This window comes from Roseiconus nitratireducens, from assembly GCF_008629675.1.
GTDB classification, from domain to species: domain Bacteria; phylum Planctomycetota; class Planctomycetia; order Pirellulales; family Pirellulaceae; genus Stieleria; species Stieleria nitratireducens.
Window position 1 is genome coordinate 331902 of sequence record NZ_VWOX01000008.1, and the last position, 22984, is coordinate 354885.

16 protein-coding genes are annotated in these 22984 nt (G+C 60.3%); 5 read left to right on the forward strand and 11 right to left on the reverse strand.

Annotation, left to right across the window (positions count from 1 at the left end; all coding sequences use genetic code 11):
* Positions 1-30 precede the first annotated feature (30 nt).
* The 4 genes from FYK55_RS15890 to FYK55_RS15905 form a co-directional block, all read right to left on the reverse strand.
* Positions 31-1137, reverse strand: coding sequence for an ABC transporter permease (locus FYK55_RS15890; RefSeq protein WP_150077420.1), 1107 nt, complete (start codon positions 1135-1137; stop codon positions 31-33).
* Between the two features lie 8 nt (positions 1138-1145).
* Positions 1146-2279 (reverse strand): ABC transporter permease, encoded by a 1134-nt coding sequence (locus tag FYK55_RS15895; protein WP_150077421.1) that lies wholly within the window; start codon positions 2277-2279, stop codon positions 1146-1148.
* Positions 2280-4040 (reverse strand): ATP-binding cassette domain-containing protein, encoded by a 1761-nt coding sequence (locus FYK55_RS15900; RefSeq protein WP_150077422.1) that lies wholly within the window; start codon positions 4038-4040, stop codon positions 2280-2282.
* 101 nt (positions 4041-4141) lie between these two features.
* Positions 4142-5161: an efflux RND transporter periplasmic adaptor subunit gene (locus FYK55_RS15905; RefSeq protein ID WP_150077423.1), complete on the reverse strand. Its 1020-nt coding sequence runs from the start codon at positions 5159-5161 to the stop codon at positions 4142-4144.
* A gap of 656 nt (positions 5162-5817) precedes the next feature.
* On the opposite strand from FYK55_RS15905, the gene FYK55_RS15910 reads away from it, so the two are divergent.
* Positions 5818-7113, forward strand: coding sequence for a Gfo/Idh/MocA family protein (locus FYK55_RS15910; RefSeq protein WP_150077424.1), 1296 nt, complete (start codon positions 5818-5820; stop codon positions 7111-7113).
* Positions 7113-8261: a Gfo/Idh/MocA family protein gene (locus FYK55_RS15915; RefSeq protein ID WP_150077425.1), complete on the forward strand. Its 1149-nt coding sequence runs from the start codon at positions 7113-7115 to the stop codon at positions 8259-8261. The genes FYK55_RS15910 and FYK55_RS15915 overlap by 1 nt, the downstream gene beginning before the upstream one ends.
* Before the next feature lie 227 nt (positions 8262-8488).
* Here the strand turns inward: FYK55_RS15915 and FYK55_RS15920 are convergent, their stop codons facing one another.
* Positions 8489-9568 (reverse strand): hypothetical protein, encoded by a 1080-nt coding sequence (locus tag FYK55_RS15920; RefSeq protein ID WP_150077426.1) that lies wholly within the window; start codon positions 9566-9568, stop codon positions 8489-8491.
* Positions 9569-10099: 531 nt separating this feature from the next.
* Between FYK55_RS15920 and FYK55_RS15925 the strand changes: the two genes are divergently transcribed.
* On the forward strand, positions 10100-12655 hold the full coding sequence (locus tag FYK55_RS15925; RefSeq protein WP_161604541.1) for a PSD1 and planctomycete cytochrome C domain-containing protein: 2556 nt from the start codon (positions 10100-10102) through the stop codon (positions 12653-12655).
* A gap of 50 nt (positions 12656-12705) precedes the next feature.
* On the forward strand, positions 12706-14124 hold the full coding sequence (locus FYK55_RS15930) for a DUF1501 domain-containing protein (RefSeq protein WP_150077428.1): 1419 nt from the start codon (positions 12706-12708) through the stop codon (positions 14122-14124).
* On the opposite strand, the gene FYK55_RS15935 is transcribed toward FYK55_RS15930, so the two are convergent.
* Both FYK55_RS15935 and FYK55_RS15940 read right to left on the reverse strand, forming a co-directional pair.
* Positions 14114-15307, reverse strand: a complete 1194-nt coding sequence (locus FYK55_RS15935; protein WP_201743726.1) for an FG-GAP repeat domain-containing protein — start codon at positions 15305-15307, stop codon at positions 14114-14116. The two genes, FYK55_RS15930 and FYK55_RS15935, sit on opposite strands and share 11 nt — an antisense overlap.
* 238 nt (positions 15308-15545) lie before the next feature.
* Positions 15546-16769 (reverse strand): cytochrome P450 family protein, encoded by a 1224-nt coding sequence (locus FYK55_RS15940; RefSeq protein ID WP_161604542.1) that lies wholly within the window; start codon positions 16767-16769, stop codon positions 15546-15548.
* Between the two features lie 221 nt (positions 16770-16990).
* Here FYK55_RS15940 and FYK55_RS15945 point away from each other — a divergent pair, with 221 nt between their 5' ends.
* Positions 16991-17650 carry a hypothetical protein gene (locus FYK55_RS15945; protein ID WP_150077430.1) on the forward strand — a complete coding sequence of 220 codons (660 nt, stop codon included), beginning with the start codon at positions 16991-16993 and terminating at the stop codon, positions 17648-17650.
* A 58-nt stretch (positions 17651-17708) separates the two neighbouring features.
* Here the strand turns inward: FYK55_RS15945 and FYK55_RS15950 are convergent, their stop codons facing one another.
* From FYK55_RS15950 to FYK55_RS15965, 4 genes are all read right to left on the reverse strand, one after another.
* Positions 17709-19052 carry a hypothetical protein gene (locus tag FYK55_RS15950; RefSeq protein ID WP_161604543.1) on the reverse strand — a complete coding sequence of 448 codons (1344 nt, stop codon included), beginning with the start codon at positions 19050-19052 and terminating at the stop codon, positions 17709-17711.
* A gap of 89 nt (positions 19053-19141) precedes the next feature.
* Positions 19142-20431, reverse strand: coding sequence for a DUF1501 domain-containing protein (locus tag FYK55_RS15955; RefSeq protein ID WP_150077432.1), 1290 nt, complete (start codon positions 20429-20431; stop codon positions 19142-19144).
* A 14-nt stretch (positions 20432-20445) separates the two neighbouring features.
* A complete protein-coding gene (locus FYK55_RS15960) occupies positions 20446-21987 on the reverse strand; it encodes a DUF1549 domain-containing protein (protein ID WP_150077433.1) in 1542 nt (513 codons plus the stop codon).
* On the reverse strand, positions 21984-22982 hold the full coding sequence (locus tag FYK55_RS15965; RefSeq protein WP_150077434.1) for a DUF1559 family PulG-like putative transporter: 999 nt from the start codon (positions 22980-22982) through the stop codon (positions 21984-21986). The genes FYK55_RS15960 and FYK55_RS15965 overlap by 4 nt, the downstream gene beginning before the upstream one ends.
* Between the last annotated feature and the right edge of the window lie 2 nt (positions 22983-22984).

Consider the following 22984-nt stretch of genomic DNA (forward strand, 5'->3'; position numbering starts at 1 on the left):
GACATCGTTCATGATTGACGTGTTTCCACGTCACGACATCCGCCGCCGGAAGAGCCAGGCGGCCGAGGTGAGGGTGATCGCCGCAATCGCGGCCATCGGCCATAGTTGATGCCACAGCAAGCGGATTGGAGCCCCTTCAAGAAACACCCCGCGCAGAACGATTAGAAAGTACCTGAGCGGGTTGGCGTACGTGATCGCCTGGACGGCCGGCGGCATGTTGGCAATCGGCGTCGAAAAGCCGGACAGGATGATTGCGGGAACCAGGAACAGAAAGGCTCCCAGGAGCGCTTGCTGCTGTGTGACAGCCAGCGATGAAATCATCAGCCCCACACCGATGGCGGCGAACACAAACAGGACGACGCCCACGTACAACGTCAGCAAGCTGCCAACCAGCGGGACGCGGAACCAAAAGACGGCCGCCGTGATGATGACCGTCGCCTCGAAAATGCCGATCATGAAACCGGGCGTTGCTTTGCCGACCAAAATCTCCCAGGGGCGGTAGGGCGTCACCAACAGTTGGTCGAAAGTTCCCTGTTCACGCTCGCGAGCGACCGACAGCGCGGTGACGAGCATCGTGACGACCAACGTCAGCAAACCGACGATGCCCGGCACGAAAAACCAGCGGCTTTGCTGGTTCGGGTTGAACCATGACCGGGCTTCCAGGTGTGCCGGTGCTGCGCCCAACCCATGGTCGGTCGCCCACTTCACATTGAAATCGCCAACGATTTTGCGCGCATATCCGAGTGTCACCAGCGCGGTGTTCGAATCACGTCCGTCCAGGATCACTTGCACTTTCGCCCGGCCTTTCCGGTGCAGATCCTGGCTGAACGTCGACCCGATGTGCAGCACGACGAGCGCCACGCGTCCATCCACCATCGGCGCGATCTGGTCGTCATGCGTGATCGTGGCGACTCGACGAAAATTGCGTGAACCCTCGAACCTGGAAACCAAGTCACGCGATGCCTCACCGGAGCTCTGGTTGTAAACCGCCAAGGGGACGTCCGTCACGTCAAACGTCGCGGCATAGCCGAAAACCAGCAACTGAATGATCGGCGGCCCGACGATCACAAAGCGACTCTTCGGGTCCTTCAACAGGGCCAGAAACTCTTTGTGAATCAGTGCCAATAGCCGAAACATCGCGTCTCCTAGTCCAGCCGTTTGCGCGCCAGCAGACGCGTGATCCCCAGGAACACCATCGCCATCACCGCCAAGGCCGCGCAATTCGGCACGACCACGGACCACACATCACCGGCCAGGAAGGTCGTTTTCAGAAGCGCAACATAGTAGCGAGCCGGGATGATCTGCGTGATCCATTGGATCGGGCGTGGCATGCTGCCGATGTCGAAGATAAAGCCCGACAAGATGAACGCCGGCAGGAAGGTTGCGATAATCGCGACCTGGGCCGCGACGAACTGGACTCGCGTGACGGTTGAGATGAACAGCCCCATGCCCAGTGCTGTCAGTAAGAACAGCGACGACCCGAGCAACAACACCCAGATCGAACCGCGCAGCGGCACGGCGAACAGCCAGACGGCCATTACGACCGACAGCGCCAGTCCTCCCATGCCAAGGACAAAGTAGGGCAGAATCTTTCCCAGCAACACCTCCAGCATGGATACCGGTGTGACCATCAGCGCTTCCATCGTTCCGCGTTCCCATTCGCGGGCCATCAGCAGCGCCGTGAGCAATGATCCGATCAGTGTCATGATCAGCGCCACCACGCCGGGAACCAGATAGTTTCGGCTGCGGACGTTGGCGTTGAACCAAATCCGATGTTCGACAATCACAGGCTCGGCGAGCGGCTGACCGAGTTGCATTGCCCGGTGTTCTAGCCATTTCGCGTAGACGCCATCCACGTATCCGTTCACGATCCGCGAGGTGTTCGCATCAATGCCGTTGACGATCAATTGAATGGACGCCCCGCCCGGCCGCCGCAGTCTGTCGGAAAAGTCGGCGCGCAGGTGCAGAATCGCGTCGACCTGACCCTCCATCAATGCTTGCTGAGCGGCCGCCATCCCGTGAAGGAAGATCGGTTCAAAATAGATCGATTGCTCCAGCTCTCCGCAGAAACTGTTGGTGTCGGGCGTCGGCTTCTCGACCACCAGTGCGATCGGGACACGTTCGGCGTCAAGCGACACGCCATATCCGAACAACAGCAACAAAACCACCGGCAGCACGAACGCGATCGCCAGTGCGCTCGGGTCGCGAAGCACCTGCAAGAACTCCTTGCGGACAAGCCCTCGCATCCGCATCAGCCTTCGACCACGTTTGCCCGTCATCTATGCCTCTTCGTCTTTCGACTCGATCAAGTGAATGAAGGCCTCTTCCATGCTGGGCTGGGGATGTTCGTTGGAGCGAGCAAGTTGTTTGATCTCGGGCGGCGTCCCCAGGGCGAGCACTTCTCCGGCCATCATGATCGCCATCCGGTCGCAATACTCGGCTTCCTCCATGAAGTGTGTGGTGACCAGCACGGTCACGCCCGTGGACGCCAGACCGTTGATCCGGTGCCAGAACTCACGGCGAGCCAGCGGATCCACGCCGGAGGTGGGTTCGTCCAGGAACAGAATCTCGGGCTCATGCATCAACGCACAGGCCAGCGCCAAACGCTGTTTGTACCCCAACGGCAGTTCGCCGCTGCCGTCATCCAAGACCGGCTGCAAATCGAACTGTTCGGTGGCCCAACGAATGCGGTGTTGGCGGCGGCGACCGGTCAGCCCGTAGGCGCTGCTGAAGAACTTCAAATTGTTGGCAACGCTGAGAGAACCGTAGAGCGAGAATTTTTGCGACATGTAGCCGATCCTCGCCCGTGCCGCCGCGGCCGTCCTGCGGACGTCGATGCCCGCAACCTGCAGCTTGCCGTCGCTGGCCGGGAGCAATCCACACAGCATCCGGAACAGGGTCGTTTTCCCGGCACCGTTGGCCCCCAGGAGTCCAAAAATCTCACCGCGTCCCACGTCGAACGAGACGTTCTTGACGGCGTAGAAATCGCCGAAGGCACGTTGGACGTTGCGGACCGAGATCGCGGTGCCGCTGGATTCCGCCTGAATCCGCCGATCTTCCTGTAACGCTGAGGGCAATGGTGTTCCGGCTTGATCGTGCCTCCGCTGCCTCAGTGTGTCGATGAAACCGTCTTCGAAACGGGGCGGGACAGGGATCAATGCTGCGCGATTTTCACCGGGCAACAACCGATCGATGGAAAGTGGGGTACCATCGGCCAGCACCAGCCGGACCGCGTCACCCTGAATCACCGCATCCACCACATCCGGGCGTCCCGACAAACGCTCCAACACGTCACGGTTCTTTTCATCGGCCGAACGGATCTGGAATGTGCGGCCGGTCATCGGTTCGCAAAATTGCTCTGGAGGTCCTTGGCCGATCAATTCCCCTTGATCCAGCATGAGCACCCTGTCACACCGCTCGGCCTCGTCCAAATAAGCAGTGCTCAGCAAAACCGTCGTTCCTTCCTCTCGCACGAATCGGTCGACGATTTCCCACAGTTCGCGTCGCGAAACGGGATCGACGCCCACCGTTGGTTCGTCCAACAGCAGCAATCGTGGCGGGTGGACCAACGTGCAAGCCAAGCCGAGCTTTTGTTTCATCCCGCCTGACAACTTGCCGGCTAGCCGTTTGGTGAAACGGGCCATCCCGGTCATGTGAATCAGTTCGTTATACCGCGTTTTCCTCGCTTGGACCGGAACGCCCTGCAGGTCGGCGTACAGGTCAAGGTTCTCTTGCACGGTCAAGTCTTCGTACAGACCAAACCGCTGCGGCATGTAGCCGACGCGGCCCTGAATCTGAAGCGCTTGCCGGGCCGCGTCGAACCCCAACACCGTGACGGTTCCGCTGTCACATCGCAACAATCCGGTTGCCAATCGCATCAATGTCGTCTTGCCGGCGCCGTCGGGTCCGATCAAGCCGGTGATCTTTCCGAGACGGATCTCGACGTTCAGATCCTTGATCGCCATGACGGCTTGTCGGCGTGTGCGAAACGACTTCGTGACACCGCGGAACGTCAAGGCGATTCGATCGTCGGCGGTCATCAGATGGCGTGCCGCAGTTGGAAATCCCTGCGCAGCAAGGTTCCGATGGACGGCCGCGGTTCAATCCCGCGCGGCTTTTCCCTGCCATTTTTCACTGTGTTCTACTCCGTTTGCTGAGATGGTTGGGGCTGATCCAACGGGATTCTGACCGTCGTTGGCATGCCAAGGCGCAACTCGTTGTTTGGGTTCTTGACGAAGACACGAATCTGATAAACCAGCTTGGTGCGCAGCTCGCGGGTTTCAACGGGCTTGGGTGTGAACTCGGCTGTTGGCGAAATGAATCCGACCCATCCCTCGTACTCTTTTCCAGGAAAGCTGTCCGTGAAGACGTAGGCTTTCATGCCTTCGAAGATCTTTCCCAAATCGGGTTCGGATACATAGGCCCGCACCCAGACCGGATCGACCAGCGCCAAGGTGAACACCGTCTTTTGCGGCGAGGCCATGTCGCCGACTTCCAAAATGCGGTCTTGAATGATGCCGTCGGATGGTGCGGAAAGGTAACCGTCTTTCAGGTCGTGTTCCGCTTGTGCCAATTCGGCTTCGTATCGTTTGAGCAACGCCCGCGCTTCATCCTTGTCTTCTTGCCGGGGTCCGGCCAGAGCAAGATCCAGGACGGACTGGCGAGATTCGAGCTGTGCTTCCGCGGATTCATAGGCTGCCCGCGCGTCGTCCAGTTCTTGTTGAGATGCCGCATTTGACTTGCGCAGCATTTTCTTCCGCTCAAAAGTCTGCCCGGTTTCGTCCGCGATGGCTTTTGACTGTGCGACGTCTGCCTTGGCCTTCGCGATCTCCTCCGGGCGAGATCCGGCTTCAAGTCTCGCAACGACCTGACGCTGTGATTCCATGATCGCCTTGGCCCGCTGTACGGCGTACTCCAGTCGCTCGGTTTCCAGCTTGGCGAGCAGATCGCCTTTCTTAACACGATCCCCTTCCTCGACGAGCAATTCGCCAATGCGTTCGTTGCCGTTGATCGCAAGTTCGACCTGCCTCACGTCCACGTTGCCGTAGACTTCCAACTGATTTGCGTCGTCGCCGTCGGGAAGGCTTTGCCAATACCAGATTCCGAAAGCCACGCCGCCCAACAGGCTAGCGAAGAGCGCTAGTCGGATTAACTGCTTCATGTCGTCAGGCTACGGTTCAAGAATCGATGTTGCCTCGGTCGGTGCCGCTGGAAAACGCCACGGTGCGTTGACTTCACGGTGCGTTGACTTCACTGATCAGAGGGGAAACGACGTCGCAGACTGTCACCGTCGGCAGACGTGGCTCCGCACCCAGCGTTGCGTTTTGAACGGTCGTTGTCCAGTTGGAGCGTCCCAACAAGATAACCCCGCGTGACTCGGCGGGCAGCTTGCCCGCCCCGGCTTGCCGATCCCGGTAGGGCTGGTCGCTTCGAGCCCTCCGAGACGCCGCACAGGACCGTACGCGAATGAATGGTGCCACCGCTGACGTCCAGGACTCACGGCCCAACGTTTCGGCGGGCCAACGATTCGGCGGGCCAACGGTTCAGCGGGCCTGCTGGCCGGGGAAATGGGACGTGGTCGGCAAGGAATGGCCGTGGAGCATCATCAGACCTCGGTTGGCCGTGAAATGGTCGCTTGGCGGTTCGCGGTCGAGTACATTGGTCGGCTTGCCCTCCCGCATCATCAACGCACTCCCGCGCGCACATGGCGTCCAATCCCGCGGCTCAGCCGCGGGCGGATTACCGGATTCGCGGCCGAGGTCCGCGTCCCTCCCCGATGATGCTTCCTTCGCAATTCGACCAACCCAAAGGTGAGCGATGAGCCTTCACGATGACCGCCGACTCTTTTTGAAGAGCACCGGCGCTGCGATTGCCGGCTACGGCCTGACCAAGACAGCACGGGCCGACGAAAACGCCCCGGCGTCACCCAACGAGCGGGTCGTCCTGGGAATCATGGGCGTCAACGGACGTGGCAAAGCCATCGCACGTGGGATGTTAGCCAGCGGTCAGGTCGAGATCGCTTACATCTGCGATGTGGACCAGCGGGCCGCGGACGACGTTCGCCAGCTGGTGGCCGATGGGCAAACACAGGCGCCGAAGGCCGTCGGAGACTTTCGGCGGATTCTGGACGACAAACGTGTCGACGCACTGGTGTGTGCTGCGCCCAATCACTGGCACGCGCCGGCCACGATCATGGCGTGTGGCGCCGGCAAGCACGTGTATGTCGAAAAGCCCTGCAGCTACACCCCGGCCGAAGGCGAGATGGCGATCCAAGCGGCGCGCAAGAACAATCGCGTCGTGCAGATGGGAACGCAGCGACGAAGCTGGCCCGGCGTGATGGAAGGCGTGCAAAAGGTGCTCTCCGGCGAGATCGGAAACGTGCTCTACGCGCGGACCTGGTACAACAATCGGCGAGGCTCTATCGGGCACGGGAAGACCGCCCCGGTCCCCCAGTGGTTGGACTGGGAGCTCTGGCAGGGGCCCGCACCCCGGCGTCCCTTCAAAGACAACGTCGTGCACTACAACTGGCACTGGCATTGGCATTGGGGTAACGGCGAACTGGGCAACAACGGCGTTCACGCCTTGGACGTCGCCCGGTGGGGACTGGACGTAACGTATCCGAACCGCGTCACCGCCGGCGGAGGCAAGTACCGCCACGACGATGACCAGGAAACGCCGGACACCATGATGGTGACCTATGACTTTCCCGAACAGAAAACGATCACTTGGGAAGGACTGAGTTGGTCGCCGTTGGGGCCCCATGACTCTGGGTTTGGAATCAGCTTTCACGGCACCGATGGTTCGCTGATCATTCTTGGATCCGGCTACACCCAATACGACCTCAAGGGCAACGAAGTCGCCAGCGGCGACGGTGCCGGCGGCGACAAAGACCACTTCGCGGACTTCCTGGGTGCCGTGCGCGACGGCAGCCGACCCAACGCGGATATCGAAAAGGCGCATCAAAGCACGCTGCTTTGCCATCTGGGGAACATCGCCTATCGCACCAGCAGCACGCTGCACACCGATCCGGCAAACGGACACATCCAGGATCATCCCGAGGCCCAGAAACTGTGGTCGCGGTCGTACGCCAAGGGATGGGAGCCCGTTGTCTGATGAACGTTTTCAAATGCATTTCGCCCCGTCAAGAATCGACTCTGACGGGACATCACCGGGCGACGTTCGCCAGGCGAAACTGGCTGGCGTGGTTGACGCTAGCTTGCCTGATCGGGGTCACGGCGTCGGCTCAAGATCCGGCCTCGAGCGATGCGACCCCCGCGGACCAAACCCCGGATCAAACCGCGGACAACTCCCCCACACTGCGAATCGGCATCATCGGCCTGGACACCTCGCACGTGCCGGCATTCACCAAATCGTTCAACCAGGACCCCGCGGATCCGGACATGAAGAACTGCCGCGTCGTCGCGGCGTATCCTTACGGAAGCAAAACGATTGAATCGAGCTACAGCCGGATTCCCAAGTACACCGAACAGGTGGAAGCCATGGGCGTCGACGTGGTTTCATCGATCGACGAATTGCTGAAACAGGTGGACTGCGTCCTGTTGGAAACGAACGACGGTCAACCCCACCTGGAACAGTCGCTGCAGGTGTTCCGGGCCGGCAAACCGTTGTTCATCGACAAGCCGACCGGCTCCAACTTGGCGGAGGTCGTGGCGATCTTTCGTGCCGCGCGGCATTACGACGTTCCGATGTTCTCCAGTTCGTCGTTGCGTTACGGCGAGGGCGCCCAGGCTATCCGCGGCGGCAAAGTCGGCGCCGTCCTGGGTTGCAACGCTTACAGCCCGTGTGCGTTGGAACCATCACACGTGGATCTGTTCTGGTATGGCATCCACGGCGTGGAATTGTTGTACACCTGCATGGGAACGGGATGCCAATCGGTCCGGCACACCTCCACCGAATCGCGAGAGGTGGCCGTCGGCGTGTGGTCGGGTGGACGCATCGGGACGTTCCACGGCATGCGGAACGGAAAGTCCGGCTACGGCGGAACCGCTTTCGGGGAATCGGCAATTGAACCGATCGGCCCTTACGGCGGTTACCAGCCACTGGTCAAGCAAATCGCAGCATTCTTTCGGACCGAGCAGGTCCCGATTGACCCCGCCGAAACGATCGAACTGTATGCCTTCATGCAGGCGGCAGCCGAAAGCAAGCAGCGCGGTGGAGACGCGGTCACCCTCGCCGAAGTGATGGAGGCGGCCGAAAGCCAGGCGGATCAGTTGCTGGCCGGCAAGCTCGATCCACGCTGACGCGCTTCACCCTCCTTAAAAAAAGGAGGGTGAGTAATACCGCATGTCTCCAGTCGCGACGCGACGACAGCCCCCTGCCGTCGGCGCGAGCCGACGGAAACGGTTCTCGAAACCTCCACCAGCCGCGAAGCGGCGACAGCAACGTCGCGTCAGCGAGAAGTCGGGCAACCTTCCCTCGCTGACGCTCGACCCTTCTTGAGAAGGAGGTTGAAGCGAACGGCAAACCGTTAGGGCAAGTCGATCGTCTTCAGACTCAACGAACCGTTGTTGTCGACGATGGCCACGGCGTGATCATTGTCCAGCTTGTCCATTTGTTGGACGTTGTCCAGCGATTCGACGCGCTCAAAGGGTTGGCCCGCAGTTCCGCCCCCACGGACAGGCTCGGTCAGCCCTTCGCGATCGGCGATTCCGTCGGTCGTGATCTTCATCATCCCGCGAGCCGAATTGCTCATCAAAATTGCCGTCGTGCCGTCTTTCTCGTAGATCACCATGTCCAGGGGCGTGTTGCGGTTGCCGAGTTCGGCCACAGTCGTTCCGCGGACTTTACCCGAACCGTCCAGCGAGTTAACGGGAAATCGGACCAGCGGTGTGCAGGTAAAACCCGCCAACAAACTAGGTTCGCCGTCGATCGTAATGGGAAGGAAGGTCCGAATTGTGGCGTCTTCCACCCGGCCGTGCGCGGCGTGAAAGATTTCGACGCTGGTCGCGACGCTGTTTTCGGCGAACGGGAAGGGGATTTCCAGGACGCGCGACGGGGAGTCGCCGGCCGCCATCCCGGTGACCATCACCTTGCCCTCAAAGAACGCCAGGTCCGTGATCGACTGTTGTCGCGGATTGCGACGGCGACCGCGGCTTTCGACTTCACGATCCTCCGGAGCGTTCGCCAGTTGGGTGCTGGCATGATTGACCTTGTCCAGATTCACCTCGGTGACTTTATCGCCGACGATCTTCACCAAGCGCACCTTGCCATCGGTGACGACACTGATGTAGGTCGCCCCGGTCTCTTCGTTGACGGCCAGTTCGCCAACCTGAACGTCGCTGGCTTCGAGCGCCGCGGCGAGGGTCTTTGTCAGATCATCGATATTCTTGGGCGCCGATTTGGTGCTCGCGGTGTCTTCGGTGTCGATCGCGTAGACGGCGGCCGCCTCCGGGTCACCGATCAACAGGACGCCGGATGTGGCGAAGGTCATCGGGCCGACCGACTTCAGGGATACCGGACCGTAATCGAATCCGGCCGGGCCCGCGCTGGCCGTTGCAGAAAGCAGCAGCACGGCCAACGAGCTGCAGAACACAGATTTGAAGGACATTGCATCATCCTCTGTCGTACGACGGAAAGGGAAGGGACTGGGGAGACAACCGATTCTCAGGAATCTGACGGTTGCGAGCGTTGTACGATACCGGATCGATCTGGCGGCGTGTCAAAGAAGTTGCCCAATCGAAGCTGATGCGGAGGGTCCCCGGGGTTCAGTCGGTGCCGCCGGTTGCACGCCGCGGCAGCGGCCGAGAGCGGGATTTGTTTGAATCAGGCCCTCCGAATGGCTATCTTGGCACTTGGCGACCCAACGTTTTTGCGGCAACTGTTCATTAGCACAGCCGCCACTGGTCGATGACCAACCAAGTTGATCGCCGTTCCCACCTATCCTGCCCGTTTGCGACGATTCGGCACCGCTCCGATCTGGTACCAACTGGATTCGGTACCTGCCCGGAGGTGGTCCGGTTTGCGGTTTCGGGTCCTGCCCCCGGATGCCTTGATGCGCGACACCTCGCAACCCGCCCGTTTGGCAATTCGTGCTCGGATAAACCTGCCCGCTAAGACAAACCTGCCTGGTCGGAGAAACGTGCCCCTTCTGGCAACCCTGATGTTGGCGGGCGTTTTGTTCCCAACCGTCGAGGGTTTGGCCGAGGATGCCTCCAGCGGCAAGCGAGCGGAGCGGCGTCGCGGCCTGGAGCTGTTCGAAAAGAAGATTCGGCCGGTGTTGATCGAGCACTGCTACGAGTGCCACGCCAGCGATTCCGACGATATCGGGGGCAATCTGCTGTTGGATACACGCGACGGTTTGCGGCACGGCGGGGATTCCGGGGCGGCCATCCGTCCCGGCAAGCCCGGGGCCAGCCTGTTGCTGCGGGCCTTGCAGTACGACGGGATGGAGATGCCTCCGGATGAGAAGTTGTCCGACGCCGTGATTGCCGATTTCCGTCGTTGGATTTCTTTGGGCGCACCGGACCCGCGTTCGGCCCCGGCGGAGCAAGCGGAAATGAAACAGGCCGCCGGCGAAGCATCATCCGATCCAGTCACACTCTGGTCGCTGCAACCGATCGTCGCCGTCGAACCGCCGGTGATCGAGCAACCGGATTGGGCGCTCACGGAGTTGGACCGCTTCATCTATGACGGTTTGCAACAAGCCGGCGTGCGCCCCAACGCTCCGGCGGATCCGGCAACGCTCCTTCGACGGGTGTACTTTGATTTGACGGGATTGCCGCCATCACCCGAAGCGGTCCAGGCATTCACCGCTGACCCGTCACCGCAGCACTATGCCAGGGTGGTCGGGGTGGTCGACACGCTGCTCGCTTCGCAAGCGTTCGGTGAGCGTTGGGCGCGGCACTGGATGGACGTCGCCCGGTACGGTGAATCGGCTGGCAGCAGTCGCGACGTGCTGATGATCTATGCCTGGCGTTATCGTGACTATGTGATCCGGGCGTTCAATACCGACCTGCCTTTCGACCGCTTCGTCACCGAACAGGTTGCGGGTGATCTGCTGGAAGCGGAATCGGAACAGGAACGGTCACGTTTGCAAGTCGCAACGGGGTTGTTGGCGATCGGCAGCAAGTCACTCAACGGCGGCAACCTGACTTACGATGTGATCGACGATCAAATCGATGTGGTCTCCCGATCGGTGCTGGGACTGACCGTCTCGTGTGCCCGCTGTCACGATCACAAGTTCGATCCCATTCCGACGGCCGACTACTACTCGCTGGCCGGCATTTTTCTAAGCACCAACACGAAATATGGCGGCGGGATCAAGCGTCCCGACGACGCCAAGACTCGGGGCGAAGTCTACGTGACGTTGGGCCCAGAACCGTCGGCCGAGAAGCTTCAGGAACGTTCCGAATTGAACGACCAACTGGCCAAGCTGCAAAAACAGGTTCGCGCCAGCGAGAAACGCGTGGCAACGCTTGCCAAGCAAGTTCCGGCGGCCCTGGTCAAAGATCCGGATCTTGATCTTCCCGCTCAATGGAACCAGAAGCAGACGCAAAGCGCTCGACAGTATCAGGTCGCCATTCGGAATCTGCGGCAGCGTCGGGAAGACCTCCAGACGACGCGTGGGCAACTCGAATCGCTTCCGTCGCCGGACTACGCCCTGGGAGTCCACGATGCCAACAAGATCACCGATGCCAACATCTTGACGCGTGGAGAAAAAAACCAGAAGGGAGACCGGGTCCAACGAGGATTCCTGTCAGCGCTCGCCCCCGTGGTCGATCCGGAGGGATCGCTGCAGGCCGAGATCGACGATGAGCGAAGCGGGCGGCTCGAGCTGGCGCGGTGGCTGACCGACGCCAACAACCCGCTCACCTCGCGTGTCGCGGTCAATCGCATTTGGCAGCACCTGATGGGGCAGGGGATCGTGGAAACGGTGGACAATTTTGGCACGACGGGCCTGCCACCCTCGCATCCCGAACTGCTGGACTTTCTCGCCCACCGATTCACTCACCAGCACGGCTGGTCCCAGAAAAGCCTGATCCGCGAAATCGTCCTGTCGAACACCTACCGCATGTCGTCGGACTTCCAGCGCGAGGCGTACCAGATCGATCCGGACAACCGGCTGCGTTGGCGGATGGACCGCCGACGACTGGAAGCCGAACCGCTGCGTGATGCGATCCTTTCGGTCAGCGGACTGCTGGTGCAGGAGCCTCTGGCGGGATCGCTGGTCATGGAGATCGGCGAAGGTGAAGTCGGCAGGAATCTAAACACCTCCGTGCTGGAAAAGCCCTTTGACCGACGCAGTGTGTATCTGCCGATCATCCGCGGCATCATTCCGGAAGGGTTGAAGCTGTTCGATTTTCCGGAGCCTTCCAACGTGCAGGGACAGCGGGACAGCAACACCACGCCCAAGCAATCCTTGTATCTGATGAACAGCCCCTTCGTCGTGCGTGCGGCCGAACATTTCGCCGAAAACTTGCTGCAGGACCCGTCGCTGGCGAATGACGCAAAACGCATCGAACTGGCTTTTCTGCGCTGCTACGCTCGACCGCCCTCGGACTCGGAAACCCAACGGACGCTGGATTTCTTGCGGCAGATGGAGCAGATCGAAGGAACCACGGATACCGACCACCGACAATGGACCGTGCTGTGTCAAAACCTGATGGCCAGCGCCCCGTTCCGGTTCATCGATTGAACAGCCACCTCGCATCCGATCCAACCTCCACCCACTCGTGAGCCTTTCTGATGTTTTGCTCCCGCCGCCAATGGCTGTCTTCCGCCACCTGTGGATTCGGTTCGCTGGCATTGATGGACCTGCTGAATCAAACCACAGCGGCTGAACCGATCGCCAGCAACCGAGGCGGTTCCGCACCGGGACCCGCGGTTCACAGCCCTCTGGCGCCCAAGCAGCCGCATCATCGAGCGAGCGCCGACCGGTTGATCTTTCTGCACATGCGGGGCGGCCCGTCGGCGATGGAATCCTACGAACGCAAACCGGAACTTGACCGGCGTGCGGAAGAACAAGGCGAGAAGAAGGGTCGCAAGTTGACCCCTTCCCACTGGGCCTGGAAGAAGCGAGGCGACAGCGGGCTTTGGGTGTCGGATCTGTTTCGTCACACCGCGGAACTGGCCGATGAATTGTGCGTTCTCTCTGGCATGCACACCGACATTGGCAACCACACGCCGGCCATGTTGCAGTTGCACACCGGGTCGTTCACATTCACGCGTCCGTCGATGGGATCCTGGTTGCTGTACGGGCTGGGAACCGAAAACCAGAACTTGCCGGGATTTGTCAGCATCAGCCCGCCGGTCATCAACGGCGGCTCGAAGAATTATGGTTCCGCGTTTTTGCCGGCCGTGTTTCAGGGCACCGCCATCGGCGACATCAAAACCCCGGTTCGGAATGCCAAGGTCGGAAACCTGGACAACCCGATCCTGTCGAGCCCGGCCCAACGCACCCAGCTGGACTTCCTGAAGCAGTTGAACGCCGACTATGCCGCGCAGATTGGACCGGACGATTCATCGGACGTCGATGCCGTGATCGATTCGTTCGAATTGGGTTTCCGGATGCAAAGTGAGTTGCCCGACGTGATGGACCTTTCCGGCGAGACCCAGGAAACCTTGGATCTGTACGGCATCGGGGACGGGAAACCGTCCGATGACTTTGGGCGCCAGTGCCTGTTGGCACGCCGGATGGTTGAAGCCGGCGTTCGACACGTCGAACTTTGTGATGAGTTCTGGGACCAGCACAACCAACTGGTGAAAGGACATGAAGCCCGGGCGGCGGCAACGGATCAGCCGATTGCCGGTCTGTTAACGGATCTTCGCCGCCGGGGATTGCTCGATCGCACCCTGGTGCTGTGGGGCGGCGAATTCGGCCGCACACCCGACACCGCGAAAAAGGATCTGGACGGTCGAGACCACAATCCCAACGGTTACACGATGTGGATGGCCGGTGGAGGCGTCCGCGGCGGATTCCAACACGGGGCCACCGACGAATTGGGCTATCGCGCCGTCGAGGGGCGTGTGCACCTGCATGATCTTCACGCCACGGTCTTGCACCTGATGGGCCTGGATCATCAACAGTTGACGTATCGTTACGCGGGACGTGATTTCCGACTGACCGACGTGCACGGCCATGTCGTCAGCGAGATCATCGCCTGAGAACCGCCGATCTCTTTCCCGGATTTTCGTACCAAACCACGTTCCCCGTGGCTCGGCCGGCATTCAAGAGGTCAAGATCGCCGTCGCCATCCATGTCAACGGCATTCAGGTCGTAACTCTGTTGCCCGCGGTCGATCACGTGCGGCGTGAACTTGCCTCGGCCGTCATTTTCGTACCACATCACCCGCTCACTGCCGTAGCCGCAACTGGCTGCGTCGATGTCGCCGTCCAGATCAAAATCCGCGACGGTTAGACTGTGCGGAAACTCCAACTGCGGATCGATCGGATGGATCGCCCAGCCGGGGTTTTCGAACCACAGCACGCCGTGCCCGTGTCCCCGGGTCGCAACCCAATCCAGTGCTCCGTCGCCATTGACATCTGCCGGCAAGATATTGGTCGCACCGGGTTGGTCGATTGCCAGCAGCGTTTTTTTCCACGGCTTTCGCACGTCGTTTGGACCAGGATTCTGCCAAAAGGCAAACCAGTTCCCGTCGGCGAAGGGTTTTCCCTTGGCACCCACGGCAATCTCCTTGTACCCGTCTCCGTCAATGTCGCCGGCACCCAGGTAATGACTGCCGCCCCGCGCGTCCCCATCGGCGAACACATGGCGGTTCCAAGTCGAATCCGATTTGGGGTCGTCCGGGACGGAGTACCATGCCATTGAATCCTTGATTCCGGAATCGGGTTCGAAGTTGTTGATGACCAGATCGTCACGACCGTTGTTGTCGACATCGGTTCGCATCAAACAGTGAATCCCGGTGATTTCCGGATCGATGATTCGCGGTTGCCACGGCGTTTGCATTGCCGTTTCGGGCCCCGGGTTCTCGAGCCAGAATGGACGACCGGCGGCCAGCGATCCCGCCCAGTCCAAATCTCCGTCGGCATCAACGTCGAGGGTCGTGCTGTGAATGCAGTTCCCACCGCGGGCCAGGAAGTGCAACGAATTGACCTGCGTCCACTGCGGGGCAAGAAATAATTTGACCTGACCATCGATGGCGGCAATGACGTCCATCAAGCCGTCTTGATTCGCGTCGATTGCGACAGCCGTGTTGCAGTGTCTGCCTTTCGTGACAACGTGCTTGGTCCAGGGCTGGGATTCGGCGCCCGCCACCTCAACGATGGCGAAGCATCCGACGAGGACGAATAAGCACCCGCGGAACATGGTTGCGAAAGGAAACTTCATGATCGTTCGGTCAGTGGTGGACGACGGAAGGTATCGAGCCGGCGAATTGCCAAAACGCATTGTAGCGGTACGGCGGTCCGTCGCTGCCTCGACCCAAGGCTTGGGTGAGGGGTTGGAACCTTCGGACGACCAGACGGAGTGACGGCTCACCCATTGATGCGGAGGGGAAGGTGAAGGTTGCGTCGTGGAGCGTCCACCCAAAGAGGAGATGCTGAGTGTCCGACCTGCCCGCCGCGTCTCATTGCAATCGGATCGGCAACGACTCCAGGGAACGCAGCCCGATCCGCGACCGCCAACGGATCTCTTTCCGATCGCACGCCAGGTACAGCGACGGGAATCGCGTGAACAGCCGCTCCAAAGCGATCGCCGTTTCTAATTTGGCCAGCTTCATCCCCAGGCAAACGTGAATCCCGGACCCAAAACTCAAATGCCGGTTGGGCGAACGTTGCAGGTCCAAGTGAAACGGATCTGAAAACTGATCCGAATCGAAATTCGCGGCAACCAACAGGCCGATCATCATCTGTCCGGGATGGATAACTTGTCCGGAGATCTCCATCGCTTCGGTCGCGTAGCGGACCTTGCTCATCTGAACCGGACTCGTGTACCGAAGTAGTTCGTCGATCGCGGTCGGCGCCAGCGACCAGTCGTCGGTCAACTGCCGCTTCTGGTCTTCATGATCCAGCAATGCCAAGAGTCCGTTGCTGATCAGATGCGTCGTGGTTTCGTGTCCCGCAACCAGCAACAAAAACACCATCGCCAACAATTCTGGCTCGCTCAAGCGTCCGCCTTGTTGCTCCGCCAACACCAACTGCGTGATCAATCCCGGACGCGGAGAGTTTCGGCAACTTCGGAATTGTTCCAGCAAGTAGGCTCGGGCGCGAATCAGCCCGGGAATCATCTGCGCGAAGCTCCACCAACCGCGAAAACGCCCCAGGGAGCCGAACCAACGCGTGAATCGGGGACGATCTTCATCCGGCAATCCCAACAGTTCACAGATGACCGCCAACGGAAACTGGCGGCAGAAGTCGTCGAGCAAATCGACGGGACCGTCTCCCTGCTGGCGTTCCAGGTCGTCCAAAAACGTGTCGGCAATTCGCGTGATGCCAGGGCGCATCGAATCGACGTTCCGCTTCAGAAATGCCTGATCAACCAGCGAGCGCAATCGGCGGTGGTCGGCCCCGTCGGTTGCCAACATGTTTTTTGCGAAAGCGCGAAACACCTTTGGCATCCACCAGTTCAGCCCCGGCGGCGAACGTTTGCCTGCGGCTTTTCCGGAGCGGGCGAAACGTTTGCTGTCGCGGAGGAAGTCGTCCACGGCCCGATACCGCGTGAGCGCCGGCAAACAGCCGAACAGCGGTACCTTGACGTTGACGAGCTCACCGGCCTGGTGCATCTGCCGCACTGCCGGCAACGGGTCCGCCTGGAACTCGTCGCTGCTGATGTCAAAGACGGGAAGATCCATGTCGGTTAATCCGCAAAACCGTTCGAACAGGTCGGTCGGTGGCCGGGGACCGCTGCGATGACGCGGTTTTGAAACGATATCAAAGGGACTGCACTCGCATCCTTTCCGCGACAGCCGAAACCGTGAAACAGGGCGTTTTTGGTCATTTTCACGTTTGGCACCCCACATGCGTTCGTGAAACCCATCTCAGTTTCCGAACCCCCTAACTCCACAGAAAACCCATGCTCCGCTTGATCCCTGCTGCCGCCGTCCTCGTCGTCGCTTTCTCCGCCACGACCTCCCACGCCCAGGTCCTGCCCAGAGTGCAACGCATCCTGTCAGCGATCAACCCTCCGCAGACCTCCGGAGCTTACCCGCGTGCTACTGTCGATACCCGTCGCTACGAGTCGTATCGACCGTCGACGGACTTCCATCAACACCGCGGCCATGGGATCGACCTCCGTCAGCTGGATCGGTACTCCGACCAACTGGCCGAAGTTGCCCGCCACCTGCATGAAGACGCGCACCGACTGTCCCCCGACTACGAACACTCGCAAGGCATTGAAGCGTACGTGGATCGACTGGATCGCCTGAACGCGCACATGCACGACATTCTGCACCATGCCGCCGGAGTTGGGCACCTGTCATCCGGAGAGATTCGCCACCTGCGAGAAGACGTCAACGAAGTGCGACGCTTGGCGATTCGTTTGGATGGCGAGTTGGAACATCAGCGATACGACGGCGCTCGCACTCAGGACTTTCACGCCCTCCAGCACATGCGCGTGATCATTGCCCAGGAAATGTTTCCGCTGATCCGGCGCATGGAATACGCCTTGGACGTCCACGCCCGTCCGCTGCACGGTCACCACGACCCGCACGGATCGTACTATCCCCGGCACTAATTCGCGGATCGAAAAACGGCCCCGTGGAGTTCGGGATGATTGTCGCGGCAGCGTCGACTCAATCGTTTCGGGCACCCGGGCCTTTGCGTTGATCGGCGATCAACGCATCAAACCGGACAGCCTCCGCTAGCGAGAGCAGTCCGTCCCGGTCCAAGTCGATGTCCTGAAAAACTCGCGACGGGCCGGTGAACTCGCGGCGGGAGACATCGCCATCCCCGTTCCGGTCGGACGTTGCGAACCAGGCGACATCCACGTGGGCGCGTTTGGCAAGCGATCTTGGGACGCCTTGACTCGCGACGACCAACACCACTTCGGGAATCAGCTCCACTTGAAGCTTCCCCTCGGCGATGCAGCCGGCGTCATCAAGCATCTGAGACCCGTTGCGAAGCTCACGGACCGACAACCCGCCGTCGTGATCCGAATCGAGCAGTTCAAAGAGGCCACCGCCATGAAGGATGCTTATCAATACCTGGCCGCGACCGATTCGTCGCTGCAACGCCATCCATTGTTCCATTTCGGATGCTGAGACTCGGCCGTCGCTGTCGCGGTCGGCCACTTCGATCAACCAGCGCCCATTAACATCTCGCGACGACGTCGAATCATTCGAAATGCGATTTCCTGGCGGCGCTTCAACGCGTTCGGGTAACTCGTCTTGTAGCGTCTGAAGCAGGTCCGCCAACGGTCCCGGAACCGTCCAGGCGTCACACCTCAGCCTCTGGGAAACCGACAACGTTTTGGACGGACCGCCCAATCGTTTCGCGACCGACAGCTTCCACTCGATCAGCGACAAGTCGCTGGAAGACAATGAGCGGTCAATCGTCAATGCGGGCCGCTCATTACGTTCGATCGTTTTCGTTGCTTCGTCCCGCAGCGGATCAGTCGCCGCACCACTGGGATAGACGGAGTTGGGCAGGATCTCGGTTGCTTCGATCAACTCGTTGTCGTTGGTATCCAATTGTCGCAGCGAGCCGGGAGCGTCCAGCAGTTCGTCCCGGGAGATTCGGGAATCCCCATCGAAATTCAACCGATCGAGCAGGGCGGTGGTGAGCGCCTTGGTCTCCCGCAGTTCCCCCTGTCCAATTCGCGGCTCACCAACACCGTTGGTGGTGTAGTACCGCTTGAGCATCGCCGGGTTCCACCTTCCGGGCGCACCGGCGAGGACTTCGGTTCGACCTTTCAACTTCGCGACCGGTGGCACGAAGCCCTGGTCCAGACAAAAGTGGATCGCCCGGGCCGAGGGAACGAATCGAATTTCACTTTCGTCCAACAAGCCGTCGTGATCGACATCGGCGAAGGCAAAGATCGAATCGATTGTTCGATCCCAATACGCTTCCATCGACACACCGTCGATCGATACATTCAATTCGATTCCCAGAGCCGCACCGGCCGTACTGAATTTCAAGTGATCGGTCGGCGGGACTGAGCTTTGGGACGTTTGTCCACTGACGCACGTGGTCCAGATCACGAGCATCAGGAAACCGCACAATGGCCTCACAGCAGTGCCTCGATCGGTTGGCCTTCGGGATCGGCCAGCCGGATGGGGCGGCTGACGTTGGACATGTTTTGTTTCATGGGGTCGAGCCCGATACTTTGAAAGATCGTCGCCATCAAATCACAGGTGCGGGTCGGTTTCGATTCCACCACGCGACCGTCTACGCTCGTTTTTCCGACCACCTGGCCGCCACGGATGCCGGCGCCGGCGAGCACCATGGACCAGGAAGCGGGCCAGTGATCGCGACCCGACTGGCCGTTGATACTGGGTGTGCGACCGAATTCGCCCTGACAAACGATTAACGTGTCCTGAAGCAGTCCGCGAGATTTCAGATCATCGAGCAACGCGGCAAAACCCTGGTCAAGTGTTTGCGAGAGTTCTTTGACGCGGTCGAAGTTATCCGAGTGCGTGTCCCAGCCGTCCAAAGCGACTTCCACACAGCGCACGCCACGTTCGACCAATCGCCGCGCCAACAGGCAACCTTGACCGAATGAGCTGTGGCCATAGGCTTTTCGCATCGACTCCCGCTCCTCACCCAAATTGAATGCGGAAGCGGCGCTGGGACGCATCAGCTGCAAGGCGCGATCCGTAGCAGATTCGATCGATTCGACGACATCGAACCGCGGCGAAAGCGATGAATGATCTCGCAATTCGGAAAGCAGCGCCAGACGCCGCAGTCGATCTCCGGTGGAGACGTTCGCCGGTGTGCTCAGGTCGGCAACCGTCAGTTCCGCTCCGGACGCGCCGCGTCTGCCACCATCACCGACGACGAACGGCGCAAACGTCGGCCCCAAAAACCCGCCACCGGTGACCGTCGGACGCCCCCCGACGTGCACGTACGAGGGAATATCCTGTGCGGCCTGATCGCCCTCGTGGGCCACCAGCGACCCCAAGGAAGGAAACTTAATCGCCCCTTGCGGCGTGTAGCCGGTGGTGGCGACAAAACGGGCTCGCGAATGGTCCCCTTCGCGGGTGGACATGGAACGGACGATCGAGAACTCCGATCCCAAGCGGGCAAGCTGCGGCAGATGTTCGCTGATCCGCATCCCGGGGACCGGCGTCGCGATTTCGCGGAACGGACCTCCGTTGTCGTGTCCGGGCTTCAAGTCCCACAGATCGATGGTCGAGGGTCCGCCGTTCATCCATAACAGAATGACCGCTTTCGGATTTGAACGTTCGGTTTCAGTCGCGGCGGCCAGCGCCGGCAACCAGCTGGTCGTGAATCCGACCAATCCTGCCGACGCCGCGCACAACGCCTCTCGTCGTGGTACTTCAATCTTCAACTGCATTTTCGATTCCCACGCTAGTGATTGGTATTGAACTCGGGACCGTTGACCAACGCCCAGAACAGATCCCCCAGATTCTGCTCTAGCCCGATTCCTTGATGAGATTTGAAACGATCGTTGACGGCGGCCATCTCGTCGCCCGTGGCGTGTCGGCCCAACACCGCCAGGAACACGGTGTCGATCTGTTCTTCGGCCGAGAGAAACGGCGAGGAAGCGACCGATGCCAGCAACCGATTGTGCTCCACCGAGGAGAGATCATTGACGAACGCTCCATTCATCATTGCCAAGGCCTGTGAGATGGATCGTTCGGCTTGATGGGGTCGTTCGACATAGAACTTTGCAACGAAAGCATCGCGGTTTTCCGATCCCCGATTGCTGCCCACTGCGGTTGCTTCGGCGGGCAATCCGGCCGCGGTCCGCAGGCTGTCGTACAGTTGCTCGCCGGTCAGCCCTCGCACTTTCCCCAAGGACACACCGGCAGCCAACCTCGCCGGGCCAGGATGCCCACCGGCAGGAACGGCAGCCACCTGATAAGCGTCCGACAAAACGATCCCCTGCACCAACAAATCGATGTCGTAACCGCTGTCGATGAATGTCTGGGCCAGTTGGTCCAGCAAGTCTGCACGCTCGGTTTGCTGCGCGGTCGTGCCACTCAGATCGTCGATCGGCTCGACAATGGCGTGACCGAAGAAGTGAGCCCAGATTCGGTTCACGGCATTCCGCGCCAAATAGTTCTCGCTCTCGGCCAGCATCCAATCGGCCAATTGGGTACGGAGCTCCCCCGGATCTGGATACTCCGCACCGGTCGGCTTCGTCGCGGCGGTAAGAAACCTCGGCTGGCATTCGACATCCGTCTCCGGAATCCGAATGGTGGGCAATTTCACGGCCCCGTCGGCATCGTGCGGCGAATCGACAAAGAATGCTGCGGTTTGCCAAAACTGTTGCCGGGACCAACGCGCAAATGGGTGGTCATGACATTGAGCGCAATCGAGATTGATTCCCAGAAACGCGCGCGTCGCGCTGGCCGCCAGATTTGCCGGCCTGGAATCATTGGCGTGATAAAAGCCGCGCGGATCGAGCCCTCGGGGCGAAGAGGAGTCGTCATCCCAGGTGATCACCGCTTGCACCAGATCGTCGTAGCGCACCTCTTGCTGCAGTTGCTTCACCAACCATTGCTCAAACCCCTCCGCAACCGCGGCATACTCCGGTGTGTCCGCTTGCGGCACCCAACCACGCCGCCAAAAGGTCGCCATGTTCCTGGGGTAAGCCCCCGAGTCCAACATCCTTTGCACGGCCTGCTGACGCTTCGAATCGCTACGATCATCTAAGAATTGGCGGACCTCAGCGACCGTCGGAATGCGTCCCAACAAATCCAAACTCAATCGCCTCAGGTACGTTGCATCGTCCGCCGGTTCGCGATGCCGCTCGCCGTCACCACCGAACAGCGTTTGATCGATTTGCTTCGAAAGCTCCTGTGGACGGCGTTCAACGGCGAAGCAAAACGGTGCGGCGCACCACATCGCGATCGACAGGACACAGGCAATCCAGCGAAATGTCATGGCGACACCTCCACCGAAACCAGGTCCAAATCGATCAGGTGACCGTCATCGCGAACGGTCATGTGGGCGAACGTGATCGGGTCGAGTTCGGTGCCGACAAACCGCACGCTCCCGTCGCAGAACAGAACGCCGGCGCCGTCGCGGTGGAAGCTGTAGATTCCGAACCAATTGTTGCAGTTCACGCTGCAATCGCTGCTGTCACCCCGACCCGGGCGCTCGCCGGTATCACAATCCACGGCACCGAAGGCAATGGACCCCCACCCGGCCCAGGCACCCCGCGCGTTGGGACTGACGCCGAATTGGCCATCCCCTTCTAATTTGGCCCCGTTGCGCCACGCGGCCGGACGTCCGGCTTGCTCAATCAGCAGCAGCGTGTTGGACAGCCCGTCGACGATCTTGGACAACGGCAGGTTTTCATCGTCCGTCATTGGTTGACGCTGGTTACCGATCCGACGCGCCCCCGACATCGCGTTCACGCCATATCCGCCATCTGTCATCAACACGCCATTGGACGTGATGAAATCCGACACGGCGGCGCGGCACCGAAACACCGAACTCTTGTCGGGATTGAGCGACTTGGTGGAGGCCTGCGATTGTATTTCAACGTGTCGATCCGTCGGACTTGCCGGACACATCATTTGCGGCAGGCGCGTGGCGACGGCGGATTGGTTCTTCGGATCAAAAAAGTCGTAGCGTGGATCGTAGCTCGACGAAGATTCCGGGCCCTCCAGGAATGGAAGGATCTGTCCACCCCACCCGCCGTAGGGCTTCCCATTGTTGAATCCGGTCCGCCGGGGCGGAAACCCTCCGTGAGCGGCCTCATACCTTTGTAATGCCAGCCCCAATTGACGGAGGTGGTCTTGGCACAGCAGTTCACGAGCCTCGGCCCGCGCCGCCTGCAACCATGGAACCCCCATGACAGCCAGAATGACCAGGCAAACCAAAACCGTGATGACCTCAAACCGGCCAACGGAACCCGAGTTGGAATACTTCATCT